The sequence below is a fragment of the Chryseobacterium cucumeris genome (assembly GCF_016775705.1).
Classification (GTDB): domain Bacteria; phylum Bacteroidota; class Bacteroidia; order Flavobacteriales; family Weeksellaceae; genus Chryseobacterium; species Chryseobacterium cupriresistens.
Genome location: NZ_CP068760.1, coordinates 2,490,571 through 2,505,093, shown reverse-complemented (window position 1 = coordinate 2,505,093; position 14,523 = coordinate 2,490,571). Strand labels below are relative to the sequence as shown.

The 14,523-nt window shown below is 37.3% G+C and carries 10 protein-coding genes; 6 read left to right on the top strand and 4 right to left on the bottom strand.

Annotated elements, in window-relative coordinates; genetic code table 11:
* Positions 1-157 precede the first annotated feature (157 nt).
* Both JNG87_RS11300 and JNG87_RS11295 read left to right on the top strand, forming a co-directional pair.
* Positions 158-3,439, top strand: coding sequence for a fibronectin type III domain-containing protein (locus JNG87_RS11300; RefSeq protein ID WP_202838526.1), 3,282 nt, complete (start codon positions 158-160; stop codon positions 3,437-3,439).
* 175 nt (positions 3,440-3,614) lie between these two features.
* Positions 3,615-5,939 (top strand): GEVED domain-containing protein, encoded by a 2,325-nt coding sequence (locus JNG87_RS11295; RefSeq protein WP_202838525.1) that lies wholly within the window; start codon positions 3,615-3,617, stop codon positions 5,937-5,939.
* A gap of 185 nt (positions 5,940-6,124) precedes the next feature.
* Here JNG87_RS11295 and JNG87_RS11290 read toward each other — a convergent pair whose 3' ends face one another.
* A complete protein-coding gene (locus JNG87_RS11290; protein WP_202838524.1) occupies positions 6,125-6,283 on the bottom strand; it encodes a hypothetical protein in 159 nt (52 codons plus the stop codon).
* A 43-nt stretch (positions 6,284-6,326) separates the two neighbouring features.
* Positions 6,327-7,154 carry an ion transporter gene (locus JNG87_RS11285; RefSeq protein ID WP_202838523.1) on the bottom strand — a complete coding sequence of 276 codons (828 nt, stop codon included), beginning with the start codon at positions 7,152-7,154 and terminating at the stop codon, positions 6,327-6,329.
* Between the two features lie 250 nt (positions 7,155-7,404).
* On the opposite strand from JNG87_RS11285, the gene JNG87_RS11280 reads away from it, so the two are divergent.
* The 3 genes from JNG87_RS11280 to JNG87_RS11270 all read left to right on the top strand — a co-directional run bounded on the left by JNG87_RS11280 (position 7,405) and on the right by JNG87_RS11270 (position 10,253).
* Entirely contained in the window at positions 7,405-8,253 is an 849-nt protein-coding gene (locus tag JNG87_RS11280; protein ID WP_228406463.1) for a hypothetical protein, read from the top strand.
* 123 nt (positions 8,254-8,376) lie between these two features.
* Complete coding sequence (locus tag JNG87_RS11275; RefSeq protein WP_202838521.1) at positions 8,377-9,474, top strand: Nif3-like dinuclear metal center hexameric protein; 1,098 nt, start codon at positions 8,377-8,379, stop codon at positions 9,472-9,474.
* 2 nt (positions 9,475-9,476) lie between these two features.
* Positions 9,477-10,253, top strand: a complete 777-nt coding sequence (locus tag JNG87_RS11270) for a zinc ribbon domain-containing protein (RefSeq protein WP_110009291.1) — start codon at positions 9,477-9,479, stop codon at positions 10,251-10,253.
* Positions 10,254-10,577: 324 nt separating this feature from the next.
* Here the strand turns inward: JNG87_RS11270 and JNG87_RS11265 are convergent, their stop codons facing one another.
* Positions 10,578-11,252, bottom strand: coding sequence for a hypothetical protein (locus JNG87_RS11265; protein ID WP_062671147.1), 675 nt, complete (start codon positions 11,250-11,252; stop codon positions 10,578-10,580).
* Positions 11,245-13,023 (bottom strand): AMP-dependent synthetase/ligase, encoded by a 1,779-nt coding sequence (locus JNG87_RS11260; protein WP_202838520.1) that lies wholly within the window; start codon positions 13,021-13,023, stop codon positions 11,245-11,247. The genes JNG87_RS11265 and JNG87_RS11260 overlap by 8 nt, the downstream gene beginning before the upstream one ends.
* A gap of 345 nt (positions 13,024-13,368) precedes the next feature.
* Between JNG87_RS11260 and JNG87_RS11255 the strand changes: the two genes are divergently transcribed.
* Entirely contained in the window at positions 13,369-14,508 is a 1,140-nt protein-coding gene (locus JNG87_RS11255) for an acyl-CoA dehydrogenase (RefSeq protein ID WP_110009295.1), read from the top strand.
* The last annotated feature ends 15 nt before the right edge of the window (positions 14,509-14,523 follow it).

Sequence of the window (14,523 nt, the reverse complement as noted above, 5' to 3'; positions counted from 1 at the left end):
TAATTATATAATTTAAATAAATGTTTAATTATATAATGTTTGGATGATGTTTTTTATTGTTTTTGTATAAAAATTTATGATATTTTCTAATATTTCATTTAAAATTTAAATTAATATTTATACATTTACCGCCCTAACTGTTATTATTTACTATTTTATGAAGAAATTACTACTTTCGTGTCTGGCTTCCCTGAGTATGGGAGTCTATGCGCAAACCGACGTCGCCAACTATACTTTTTCAAAAAGTACCGGGGTGGCTTATACTTCCATTACAGGAGGTACAAAATTATTCCCTTCTGGGACTAATACTACTTATGACAATGATGTATCCGCAGCAATTCCATTGTCTTCTCCTTTTAATTTCGGTGGTGTTGCTATGACCACATGTTATGTGAGTGCCAATGGATTTATCACGTTTGGAGCAGCTCCTTCCGGGACAAATTATACTCCAATGTCAAGTCTGGGATCAACTACAGGGGCAATTTCTGCTTTTGGGCAGGATGGAGGCTTTTCATCATCAGATGCAACACAACCAGCAGGAAATCATGAAGTGAGATATGAAGACCTGGGAACTGAATTTGTTGTACAGTGGCAGGATCATGCCAATTACTTTAACAGATCTACTGAAAAATTAAATTTTCAGATCAGATTGGTTTATGCTACAGGTGAAATAAAGATCATTTATGGAAGCTGTACAGATCCGGGTACCAGCACTTCAGGCAGTACTCCACAGGTAGGGATAAGAGGAAACAGTACTACTTATGCGTCCAATGTAAATTCCCTGATGATCGGAAACGTGCCGTCAGGAACTACCTGTGACTGGTCTAAAGCTGTTACCGGTAATGCTGCTAGCAGTACAATGCTTTTTTCCAGCACAACCAACGCAAGTGTTAAAATCCCTGCCGGGCTGCAATATAAATGGACACCAGGCACACAGGCTCCGGTAAGGACTTTTGCAGCTGCCACTGCAATTACCAACAATGCTGCTACTGTAAACTGGACGGCTCCGACAGGTGCAACAGCTTACAATGTTCAGTTTAGAGAAGTCGGAAACTGTGATTGGACAGATCTTGTTGGTAATCCGGTTTCTGCTGCAACTGCTACAATTACAGGGTTAACTCAGAATACAAGCTACCAGGTTCAGGTTCAGGCTTTAAACGGATCAGTAAAATCTATATATTCTCATATTCCAAATGCAGCCGGAACGGGGAATGGGTATGTCTCCTCAGGGTCTTTTACCACTACACCTAACTGTGCAAGTACAGTAACCGGTCTTTCTTCTTCTGCCCTGACTCCTGAATCCGCAACAATAAGCTGGACAGCTTCTACAACACCTCCGGGTAATGGATATGAGTATTATTATTCTACATCTTCAACAACTCCGCTTGCAACGGCTACGCCTTCAGGATCTGTAGGTGCCGGGGTAATAACAGCTGATTTATCTGGTCTGACTCCTTCAACTCAGTATTATTATTGGGTAAGAGGAAACTGTAATGGAACAGATAAAGGAAATTGGTCAAGCTCTGCAAACTTTACAACACTTGGGTTATGTCCTACCGTTACCGCTCCTGCATCCAATGCTACAGGAGTAAGTGTAACCCCTACGATTACATGGAATGCAATAAATGGCGCTGCCGGGTATAAACTGAAAGTTGGAACTACCTCTGGAGGAAATGATATTGCAGATATGGATATTGCAGGCGGAACGAATAATTCTTATACTTTCGCTGCTCCTTTAAATTTTGGTGCTGCCTATTATTATTCTGTAACTGCTTATACAGCTAATATTACAGGACCTGCTACCGCATGTACGGTAAGATCATTCCAGACGGTATGTAATTCATCTAATTTACCTTATACTTTAGATTTTGAAAATGTTACAACACCTGCATTGCCAATTTGTACAACAGTGGTAAACAGTGGTTCCGGAAATTCATGGAAAACAGCAACTGCTCCGGCTGGATTTACAGGGAAAGTGCTTAATTATTCCTATAATAGTTCTAATGCTGCCAATACATGGTTCTTTACCCAAGGTTTAAATCTTACTGCAGGAGTTAGCTACAGAATCAAATATAAGTATGCGAATGCATCAGGAACCACACAATATCCTGAAAAATTAAAAGTTGCTTACGGATCTTCTGCTGCAAGTGCTTCAATGACAAATACTTTAGCTGACCACGCTAATATTACAGGTGGAACTGCTACATATGCATTTGTAGACTTTACACCAGGCGCAACAGGAGTTTATTATTTAGGATTCCAGGCTTATTCTGCTGCTAACATGAACCAGATTTATGTTGATGATATCAATATAAATGTGACTCCTAGCTGCTCTGAACCATTGGCTGTTACTGTTTCGGGGATGACAACCAATGGAGCGGATGCTTCCTGGACTGCTCCGGCTACTGCTCCTGGAAGTGGATATGAGTATTACTATTCTACAAGCAGTACAGCTCCTACGGCGTCTACTACAGCTTCCGGAACCAGCACTACCACTTCAGCTCCTTTGTCCGGGTTATCTCCTTCCAGTACTTACTATTTATGGGTGAGATCGGTATGTAGTTCTTCCGATAAGAGTGCGTGGAGTTCTCAGGCTGCTGTTTTCAATACACTTTGTGGAACTGCTATGGCTCCTTTTGCTCAAAACTTTGATAATGGAGCAGCACCCAACTGTTGGAGCAGTATAAACCCTACGGCAACAGGTACCGACGCCAATCTGTTCTGGAAGTTCTCAGGGTCTGCAGATTATGGTGCAAGTCCGGCTAATAACCAAAAAGCGGCAGGTACATATGCATGGGTAGATGCAAGTTCACCATATAATGGAGCGGGTGCCAACACGGTTCAGCTGGTTACTCCTCCTGTAAATTTAACAGGATTAACCGCACCTCTTGTTTCTTTTGACTGGTTTAAAAACCATTCTACCACTTCTTCTACAACGGTTTCACCTTCCACTTATGATAACAACAAGCTTACGGTAGAAGTAAACGATGGAAACGGATGGGTAGTTATTTTTAGTGATAATACCAACTCAAACCAATGGAGAACAGTTGCTGTTCCTTTGGCGGCTTCTTACATCGGAACTACTATCCAGGTGAGATTTACTGTAGATAAAAATGTGAATGGTAGCGGATATTACTATGATGATGTTCTATTAGATAATGTTGAAATAAAACAAAATCCTAATCTGGCAACGTCTGAAACTGCAGTAAAAGAAAACAAGATTAATATATATCCTAATCCGTTTACTGATATGCTGACAATTTCTGATGTATCCAAAGTACAGTCTGTTTTAATTGTTGATGTTTCCGGAAGATTGATTAAGACTATTGATAAGCCATCTTCAGAGCTTCAGCTGAGAGATCTTAAAGAAGGGTTATACTTAGTGGTCCTGAATATGAAAGACGGATCTAAACAAACCCTTAAAGCAATTAAGAGATAAAATAGTTTCTTGAAAAAACAGGAAAAGAGAGGCTGCTCAATTTGAGCGGCCTCTCTTTATATAGGTGAAATTGCCTTTTATTAAAGAAAAAGTTTAATTCATTGTGATATAATTAAATAAATATTTTTTTTATTGCTGATTTTCACTAGATTTGATTAACTAATACTGTTTTTATATGAGAAATTTTTTACTTGTTGGTTTCTTAATGGCCGGCTTTTTATCTTCTGCGCAGACTTACTGTACGCCTGCTTTTGCCAGTGGGTGTAGTGGAGGAGATGTGATAGATTCTTTTGCAATTCCGGGTGCCGGATTTGATCATCCTAATACAGGTTGTTCTACTGATGCCTATGGAGATTATACCTCTATGACGATCAACCTGAGTGCAGGTTTGAGTTATGATTTTAGTGTTAAACATGATTACAGTGATCAGAATGTCCGTATCTGGATAGATTTCAATAACGACGGAACTTTTGATGATGCCGCTCCTGAACTTGTAGCTACGGCAAGCAGTACTCTTGTAGGAGGCAATAATATTACGGCTGGACTTATAACCATTCCTGCTACCGTTACTCCAGGTACTTACAGGATGAGAGTAGGAGACAGGTTCTCCAGTGATCCTATACCTTGTAATACGGATGGGTACGGAGAAGCACATGATTATACGGTAAACATTGGTGCCCTTCCGACCTGTTTTGCGCCATCTGCTTTAACCGTATCTGCTGTTACGGCCAATTCTGCTCAGATCGGATGGACAGCTCCTTCTTCTGCGCCGGGAAGCGGTTACGAATATTATTATTCAACTTCCAGTACATATCCTACTGCTACAACAGTTGTTTCCGGATCTATCAATGGATTGACTACAAATCTGCCATCCCTTGCACCAGCCACTACCTATCATGTATGGGTACGCTCTGTATGCAGTACTTCGAACAAAAGTGCATGGTCCCAGATGGCAACATTTATGACATCATGTGTCGCTGTGGGAGTACCTTACGCGTTGGATTTCGAAAGTATAACTCCGCCTGAAATGCCGGATTGTACATCGGTGATTAATGATGGTGCTGGAAATATGTGGGAAACAGGTGATCTGGACGCCCAGGGATTTACAGGTAATGTACTTCAGTATTCTTACGATTATGCTAATAACGCCGATACCTGGTTTTTTACCAATGGAATTAACCTTACCGCAGGAACTACCTACAGAATTAAATACAAATATGCCAATGCAGAAGGAACTGTATACGCAGAAAAATTAAAAGTAGCCTATGGAACTTCAGCTACCAGTGCAGGAATGGTCAATACACTGGCGGATCACCCGGATATTGTTACCAGTACAGCAACAAGCGCTTTTGTGAACTTCACGCCAGCAGCTACAGGTGTTTATTATTTTGGATTCCAGGCGTATTCTGATGCTAATATGAATCAATTATATGTTGATGATATTAAAATTGATGTAGCACCGGCTTGTAGTGAACCTAATGCATTAGTTGTTTCAAATATTACTGCTGCAGGAGCTACCGTTTCCTGGGCAGCGGCTACTCCCGTTCCTGCAAACGGATATGATATTTATTACAGCACAACCAATACAGCACCTACAGCAACAAGCACACCTAATTTTACGGGAGTTACAGCAACTACCTATAATATTCCAGGTTTAGCATCTTCCTCTGTATATTATGTATGGGTGAGATCTGCGTGTAGCGCAACAAGCAAAAGTGCATGGAGTGATTCTGCCACATTTGCAACATTATGTTCAAGTGCAAACCTTCCTTATGTTGTAGATTTTGAAAATGTTACTGTTCCAGAACTTCCAGGTTGTACAATGAATGTTAATGCAGGGGCTGCAAATGACTGGGAAACAGCGGATCCTCCTTCTGACAGCCAGGGATTCACTACCAATGTACTGAAATATAAGTATAACTCTTCCAATTCTGCCAACGCATGGTTCTTTACACAAGGATTGAACTTAACAGCAGGGGTACAATATACAATCAGTTATCAATATGGTAATAATTCATCAACTTATGCTGAAAAACTGAAAGTAGCATATGGTACTTCGCCTGATGCGGCCGCTATGACGGGCTCTATAGCAGATTATCCTTCAATTAATGATGGAATTGCTCATACAGAATCTATAACATTTACAGTTCCTGCAACAGGGGTGTATTTCTTTGGATTTAATGCTTATTCAGATCCGGACCAGTATAATCTGTATATAGACGATATCAGTATTAACAATGCCAACCTGGCAACATCCGAAGTCGCTGCAGCGAAAAATAATATCCGGGTTTATCCTAATCCATTTACAGATGTATTGAATATCTCTGATGTGAAAAATGTGAAAAATGTATCTGTGACAGATGTTACGGGAAGATTAGTGAAAACCATTGGTAATCCCGAATCTACGATCCATTTAAGAGATGTAACGCAGGGAGTTTATCTGATAACGCTTGAAATGAAAGACGGATCTAAACAAACGATCAAAGCCATTAAAAAATAATTCATCATTTAAATAAAAAAATGAGACGGGTCATATGTGATCCGTCTTTTTTATTGAGCTTGAACAGTATTTGAAAATATTGATAAAAAAGATGAGTGAAATGTTCAGCCCATCTTTTATTTTATTCAGGTTTGCAATGCTTGTAAATTGTTTATCGTCATCAATTGCACATTACTCATCACTCATCATTTATCGGATACTGGCTGTATATCGCCTGTATTCATAAGATCAAAAACAGCAGGGAAGAACATTACTAATATAAAATAAATGATGACCATCAGTACAATCAGTGCAAAAAGAATAATTACTAAGCTATTGGGTCTGTTTTTCTTTTTTGGTTCCATGATTTTGTGGTGTTTGATTAATGAATTTTACTTATATCAAATATTAAGCTAATTTCTTGCCACATTTCTTACAATACCTTGCATCATCATCAATATCCTCATTGCCACAGCGTTCGCATACCATTTCCAGGTTTTGTCTTTTGTTTCTCATTTCTGCTGTTACAATACCGGTAGGAACTGCGATGATAGAATAACCGGCCAACATAAGAATAACCGCAAAAAACTTGCCTAAAGGCGTAATAGGAGATACATCACCATATCCTACAGTAGTTACCGTAACGACTGCCCAATAGATAGATTGCGGTATCGTTTCAAATCCAGGTCTTCCACCTTCTACCATAAACATAAGTGAGCCTACAATGACTGAGAAAATGATTAGGAACAGAAGGAAAATGTAAATTTTTCTCGAACTGTTCTTTAAAGCCCTTACAATGAAATACCCGTCATTCATAAAATCCAGTAAATTGAAAATCCTGAATATTCTCAACATTCTCAACATTCTGAAAATCAGAAAATACTTGGTAATAGGAAAGAAAAAACTAAGAAAAAAGGGAACCAGAGCCAGAAAATCTATAATTCCGAAAAAACTGAATATATAGCTCCGCTTATTTTTTACCACTGCAATCCGCATGGAATATTCTATTGTAAAGAAAATGGAGATGATCCATTCAAGAATCAGAAAAGTATAATGGAATCTCTTATCAAGCTTAGGTACACTTTCCATCATAATAATGGCAGTACTTGCAAGAATTAAAAACAATAATATGATATCGAACAGTTTTCCAAGCTTCGTATCGGAGCGATAAATTATCCGGTAAAGGAATCTTTTCCATAGAGTCTCCTCAGGAATAAGATTATGTTCTCTTTCCATTTAGATAGGGTTATTTCACAGCGAAGTTAATAATTTATATATAGAATAGGGTAAATATATGATTGTTAAAAGAATCCTGCAAATGTTAAAATAAAATTCATCATGTAAAAGTGAATTATTATCATTTAATATAGTGGTTATCAATATATTATATTAAGTAAAATACGAATAAAATATGACATATAAAAATATTTTTTTTAACATTTTTACAGTTCAACTTTGTAATTTTATTCTACAAAAGCTTTATATCATGAGAAAAATTTTAACCTTTTTAATGCTGTTTTTGATAAGCAGTTTTGCGTATGCTCAGGTTGGGATTAATACTGTAACGCCAAATAGTGCTTCAGTACTGGATATAGTTTCCAACCAGAAAGGAATTCTCATTCCTCGTCTTACTGATACTGACCGGGATACCAACCTGGCTGATAATGACGTTTCCACTGTACCTCCTGCAGGTGTAGTAAACGCTAACCTTACTGCAGGAACTCTTATTTATAATACGACGACGAATAACTTCCAGTATTGGGATGGTACCCTCTGGAGACAGCTTTTTGTTCCCACATCTTCTCAGGCTGGTAACGACGGTGTCGTTAAAGTAAATTCTGGAAACGCAAATGTAAAACCCTCATTCAATTTAAGTGCATCAGGAAGCGGCTATGGCCCGAGACAACAGGTGCTTTATGCCACACCGCTGGTTTTTGCGGCAAGTCCTACTACAAGCTGGCCGGAAACTACCGTTCCATTTCCGGGAGTTACGAGCAATATCTATATTGCGGCTACCGGTAAATGGAGAGAAAATGAAATTAACGGGCAGGTGCATTTTTGGAGAGCAATCGCTACAATTACTCCAGGTTCCAACTCTTCAGGATCCATAAAAGCTACTTTTAAAAATCCCGATTCCGGTTTTGAAATCAATTCTATCCAGCTGGTTCCAAGCGGCTCCAGTGGAACAGGTAATATTCTTACCTTTTATTTCTATACCATTGCGGACCCTGCGAGTCTTGATCCGGGAAAAGGCTATCAGCTTTTTATGGAATCCGATATCAACTGTGGCGTAGTAGTAGATTCCTTTACAAGAGTATCGCTTTTCAAAGATTAATAGTCTTATTGATTTTTTTTTAATACAAAACAAAACCGGTTGAAGAAGCCGGTTTTTTATTGCAAATTTTTCCAGGTTTTTGGTAAAATTAATATCTTCGCTGTAACCGTAAAATATAAATTAATGAAGCTAAAAACTGTAATTGCAAAGATTGAAGAGGAGATAAGCATCAGGCAGGCAGAAGATTTTGATAATGTAGGATTGCTGTGTGGTGTTTATGATCGTGATGTATCAGGAATTCTGGTTTGTCATGATGCGCTGGAAAATGTAGTAGATGAGGCGATTGAGAGAAACTGTAATCTGATTGTGTGCTTTCATCCCATTATATTTTCCGGATTAAAATCTTTAACAGGGAAAAATTATGTAGAGCGGGCCGTTTTAAAAGCTATTGAAAATAAAGTAGCAATCTATGCTATCCACACTGCATTTGACAATGATTTCTTTGGAGTGAACCACGGTATATGCAGTCAGTTAGGATTAAAGAATATGAAGATTCTTCAGCCCAAAGAAAATAACTTAAAGCAGTTAACGGTTTTTGTTCCTAAAGAGTATTCGGAAAAAGTAAAAGAAGCCATGTTCTCAGCCGGAGCAGGAAATATAGGATTCTATGACGAATGCAGTTTTACAGTGAATGGTAATGGGACATTCAGGCCTGTGGAAGGCTCAAATCCGTTTTCCGGACAGCAGGGTATTCGTGAAAATGCAGATGAAGATATGATTTCTGTAATTTTTGAAGGCTTTAAACAAGGGCAGATTGTAGGCGCTATGAAGTCAGCACACCCTTATGAAGAAGTAGCCTATCAGGTTTATAGTCTGGATAATAAAAATCATCATGCCGGATTGGGAATGTACGGTGATCTGGAAGAGGAAATGGATGAAAAAGATTTCCTTGGGTTTGTAAAAGAAAAATTTGGACTGGAGGTGATCAAACATTCTTCTTTTAACAATAAAAAAATCAAAAGAGTGGGGGTTCTGGGAGGCTCGGGAGCAAGTGGGATAAGATCTGCAGCGGCCAGAAAATGTGATGCTTACCTTACAGGAGATCTTAAATATCACGATTATTTTTTAGCAGAGTCTAAAATGCTGATCTGTGATATAGGACATTATGAGTCCGAACAATTTGTTGCTCAACAATTATTTGAAATTTTATCACAAAAATTTAGTACATTTGCAATTTCAAAATCTATTGAAAAAACAAACCCAGTAAATTATTTCATTTAAATATGGCAAAAACCAACGATATTTCAGTTGAAGAAAAATTAAGAGCTTTATACGATTTACAGATCATTGATTCAAGATTGGATGAAATCCGAAATACTAGAGGAGAATTGCCAATTGAAGTTGAAGATCTTGAAATCGAGATTGAAGGTCTTGAAAAAAGAGCTGAAAAATTTCATGCTGATATCAAAGATCAGGAAGATCAGATCAAAACAAAGCATGAAGTAATTAACCATGCTAAAACTTTAATTGAGAAATACAAATCTCAGCAGGATAATGTAAGAAACAATAAAGAGTTTGAAGCATTAGGAAAGGAAATGGAATTCCAGGAGCTGGAAATTCAGCTTGCTGAAAAAAGAATTAAAGAATTCGGAGCTAAAATTGCTCACAAAAACGAAACTTTAGCTGAACTGAATGCAAAGATCGACGATTTGAAAAGCCACTTAAAGTTCAAGAAAGAAGAATTGGATGGTTTGATCTCTGAAACTCAGAAAGAAGAAGAATATCTTTTAGAGCAGTCTAAAGAATTTGCAGCTAAAATCGATGAGAGATTATTGGCTTCTTACAACAGAATCAGAACAAACTCTATCAACGGTCTTGCTGTTGTAGGATTAGAAAGAGGTGCTCCAAAAGGATCTTTCTTCACTATTCCTCCTCAGAAGCAAATGGAAATTGCTCAGAGAAAGAAAATCATCATTGATGAGCACTCTGGAAAAATCCTTGTTGATGATGAGTTGGTAATGGAAGAAAACGAAAAAATGAAATCTGTAATTAAATTCTAATTATTGATTTTTAAGTCATATGAAAGCTGTTTCAGAAATGAGACAGCTTTTTTTATCTGAACTGATATAAACATAGCAGTACAATTTAATCAGAGTCTTTGTCATTCCGTAGAATCTCGGCTCTTTTTTCGACATAGCATGGATTCATACGGAATGACGGTGATAGTGTTGTAATTGATTAAAAAACTAAATGATGGGGATCAGTAGGAACGGGCTTTAGCCTGTTTAATCAAAATAAAATTTTAGCCAAAACTATAGAAATATCCGAAATAAAATACTTTGTTATAAATAAAAAGTTATTCTTCAATCTATTTTATTAATATATTACTCTTTCTTGTTTCCATAATGAAAGTTAATCTCCTTACACAGTTTGATGATTGCTGTTTTTCCAGACGGTTTGAAACCAGTAAAGGAATACTCATTATCTGTTCCCTTATTAAATATTTTATGTGTTCTGGCGGGAATTTCAATTTCTGTAATCGAAGTGTTACAGCTTAAACAAATACTGATCTGATTGATTTTTTTATTGCCTTTAAAAAATACTAATCCTAGATGAGGTTGAAAACATGCCGCAGAGCTTTCACCATAGCTTGAATTTTTTGCTAAAGCAGATAAGATCTGATCAGCTTGTTTTTGAGTCAGAAACTGTTGTTTCAAGATCACAGGTGTAAATTTTCCTTTTCTATCAATAGGATTAGGATAGGTCTCTTCGTCACCAGCAAAATCATAAGCAATAATTTTATCATAATCAAGCTTGTTAAAAGGAACCCCGTTTTTTACATTGGGTTTTATGGTTTCAGCAGTTTGAATATAATCATTCAATGTTTTCTCTTTTAAAGTGGAATCTGACAAAAGTTGTGGAATTTCAATTTTTTTCTCAGATATTGATTTTGTGTTTTCTATCTGTTGTTTACATGAAAACATAAAAAATACCAATCCTACAAAAGTGGATTGGTAGATGAATCTATGCTTACATAATTTCATTGAATAATTAATCATGATGATCGTACATCTTATTATACAAAGCAATAAATTTCTCTTTTACGGCCTTTCTTTTCAGTTTTAATGTTGGAGTGAGTAATCCGCTTTCAATGCTCCATACTTCAGGAGTAAGCTCAATTTTTTTGATTTTCTCCCAGTTTCCAAGGTGTTCATTAATGCCTTCGATTTCCTTTTCAATTCTTTGCTTCAATTCAGGGCTTTTTGCAATTTCTTCAGGTGTTGAGCCTAAATTAAGATTATTTCTCATAGCCCAGTTTTTTGCAAATTCAAAATCAGGCTGTACCAAAGCACATGGCATTTTTTCACCATCACCTACCACCATAATCTGCTCTATAAATTTTGAAGCTTTTGCCAGGTTTTCAATAGTCTGGGGAGCAATATACTTTCCACCGGAAGTCTTGAACATTTCTTTCTTACGATCTGTGATCTGTAAAAATCCGTCACTATCGATATGTCCGATATCCCCGGTCTTGAAGAAACCATCCTCTGTGAAAGCTTCTTTTGTCATTTCCTCATTCCGGAAATATCCTTTGAATACAGATGGCCCTTTTACCGTAATTTCACCATCTTCCTGAATTTTAACCTTTAAATTATCCAATGGAATTCCTACGGTTCCCACTTTCATCTTATCAAAACTGTTCACAGAGATTACAGGTGATGTTTCTGTCAAACCATACCCTTCAAGAATTGGAATTCCGGCATTCTGGAACATTAAATTAAGTCTTGTAGATAGTGCAGCAGATCCTGAAACCAAAGTTACGATTTCACCGCCTAAACCTTCTCTCCATTTAGAAAATACAAGCTTGTCTGCGATGATTTCCTGAAGTCCGGATGGCTTTGAAATGGTTTTCTTTTTGGTGATCAGATTCAATGCCCAGAAGAATATTTTGGATTTTAATCCTCCGGCTGAAGATCCTGTATTATAGATTTTGTCATATACCTTTTCTACCAGTCTCGGAACTACGGTCATATAATGAGGCTTCACTTCTTTTACGTTTTCACCCATTTTCTCGATACTTTCAGCAAAATAAAGAGAAAAACCATTGTACTGATAAAGATAGAAAAGCATTCTTTCAAAAATATGGCAGATAGGAAGGAAGCTTAATGCTCTGGCATCTTTGTAATCAAAGCCTCTCTTTTTTGGAATTCTTGGAATGGATCCCAATATGTTTGAAACAATATTATTATGGGTAAGCATTACTCCTTTAGGTCTTCCGGTGGTTCCGGAAGTATAAATGATCGTTGCCAGATCTTCTGTATTGATCGCATTAGAAAGATCATCCACTTCAATTTGTGTAGATTCGTCCTTGCCCAGATCCAGAATTTCTCTCCAGTTGGCAGCCCCGCTGATACTGTCAAAAGTAAAAATTCCCTGCAAACTCGGAATATTATGTTTTACTTTCATTACTTTATTCAACAGCTCTTTATCAGAAACAAAACAATACTGGATTTCAGCATTATTGAAGATGAATTCATAATCTTCAGGAGAAATACTTGGATAAACCGGTACTGAAACAACCCCGATCTGAGAAAGTCCGAAATCCATAATGGCCCATTCTGTGCGGGAATTGGTTGTAATTAAAGCGATTTTATCCCCTGGTTTTATACCAAGCTTCAATAATCCTCTGGATACCTTATTTCCCTCATTAATAAACTCCTGTGTAGAAGTTTTTTTCCACTCCCCATGATATTTGGTTACAAATATATCCGTTTTAGGATATTTTTCTAAAGCATAGTGTGGAATATCGAATAATCTCTTGATTGTCATGATTTTTTACGTAATTTATAAAGAAATTTAAATATAAGCATTTTTTTTAATTGAAACCATCCGAAGATAATAATTAGAAATTAGTTAAATGCTTACCATAACAGTTTGAATCAAAAAGGAGACCGGAAGCCCTGAAAAGGGGATTTTATATTTTCAATTAATCTTTTATAAAGGTTTATTTTTCTCAATACATTTTATATTGTCTTCCTAATGCATTATCCCGTTTCCCGAAACACGTATCCATCATCATTGAATCTCCCCAAACCTGCCTTTTTCCCGCTTTTAATTTATTTTTTCAGATTTGCTTAAAAAGTGTAAATTTACGGCTATCTAATTATTTTTTTTATGGACTTTAATTTATCGGAAGAACAGCTGATGATTCAGCAGGCAGCAAGAGACTTTGCACAGAACGAACTTTTACCTGGAGTGATTGAAAGAGACCGTGACCAGAAATTCCCTGCTGAACAGGTGAAGAAAATGGGAGAAATGGGACTTTTAGGAATGATGGTAGATCCAAAATACGGCGGTGCAGGTATGGACAGCGTTTCTTACGTGCTTGCTATGGAAGAAATTGCAAAAGTAGATGCTTCTGCAGCTGTTGTAATGTCTGTAAACAACTCATTGGTTTGTGCCGGTCTTGAAAAATTCGCTTCTGAAGAGCAAAAAGTAAAATATCTTACTCCACTGGCCAGCGGGCAGGTAATCGGAGCATTTGCATTATCTGAGCCGGAAGCTGGTTCTGATGCTACTTCTCAGAAAACTACAGCTGAAGACAAAGGAGATTACTATCTTTTAAATGGTATCAAAAACTGGATCACGAACGGTGGAACAGCTACTTATTATATCGTAATTGCTCAGACAGATCCTGAGAAAAAACACAAAGGAATCAATGCTTTTATCGTTGAAAGAGGATGGGAAGGATTTGAAATCGGACCAAAAGAAGACAAATTAGGAATCAGAGGAAGTGATACCCACTCTTTGATCTTTAATAACGTAAAAGTTCCAAAAGAAAACAGAATTGGTGAAGACGGGTTCGGATTCAACTTTGCTATGGCAGTGTTGAATGGAGGAAGAATCGGTATTGCTTCTCAGGCGCTGGGTATTGCTTCAGGGGCTTACGAACTGGCACTGAAATATGCTAAAACAAGAAAAGCTTTCAAAACTGAAATCATCAACCACCAGGCGATTGCATTCAAATTGGCTGATATGGCAACTCAGATCACTGCTGCTAGAATGTTATGTTTCAAAGCTGCGTGTGAAAAAGATGCAGGAAAAGATATCTCTGAAAGCGGAGCTATGGCAAAATTATACTCTTCTCAGGTGGCAATGGATACTACTATTGAAGCAGTACAGATCCATGGAGGATATGGATACGTGAAAGAATACCACGTAGAAAGATTAATGAGAGATGCGAAAATCACTCAGATCTATGAAGGAACTTCTGAAATTCAGAAAATCGTTATTTCAAGAAGCATCGCAAAATAACATTTATAAAACACA

Excerpts from the sequence above, each read along its gene's own strand:
- JNG87_RS11300 (WP_202838526.1), top strand. The coding sequence starts at position 158 with ATGAAGAAATTACTACTTTCGTGTCTGGCTTCCCTGAGTATGGGAGTC.
- JNG87_RS11295 (WP_202838525.1), top strand. The coding sequence starts at position 3,615 with ATGAGAAATTTTTTACTTGTTGGTTTCTTAATGGCCGGCTTTTTATCT.
- JNG87_RS11290 (WP_202838524.1), bottom strand. The coding sequence starts at position 6,283 with ATGGAACCAAAAAAGAAAAACAGACCCAATAGCTTAGTAATTATTCTT.
- JNG87_RS11285 (WP_202838523.1), bottom strand. The coding sequence starts at position 7,154 with ATGGAAAGAGAACATAATCTTATTCCTGAGGAGACTCTATGGAAAAGA.
- JNG87_RS11280 (WP_228406463.1), top strand. The coding sequence starts at position 7,405 with ATGAGAAAAATTTTAACCTTTTTAATGCTGTTTTTGATAAGCAGTTTT.
- JNG87_RS11275 (WP_202838521.1), top strand. The coding sequence starts at position 8,377 with ATGAAGCTAAAAACTGTAATTGCAAAGATTGAAGAGGAGATAAGCATC.
- JNG87_RS11270 (WP_110009291.1), top strand. The coding sequence starts at position 9,477 with ATGGCAAAAACCAACGATATTTCAGTTGAAGAAAAATTAAGAGCTTTA.
- JNG87_RS11265 (WP_062671147.1), bottom strand. The coding sequence starts at position 11,252 with ATGATTAATTATTCAATGAAATTATGTAAGCATAGATTCATCTACCAA.
- JNG87_RS11260 (WP_202838520.1), bottom strand. The coding sequence starts at position 13,023 with ATGACAATCAAGAGATTATTCGATATTCCACACTATGCTTTAGAAAAA.
- JNG87_RS11255 (WP_110009295.1), top strand. The coding sequence starts at position 13,369 with ATGGACTTTAATTTATCGGAAGAACAGCTGATGATTCAGCAGGCAGCA.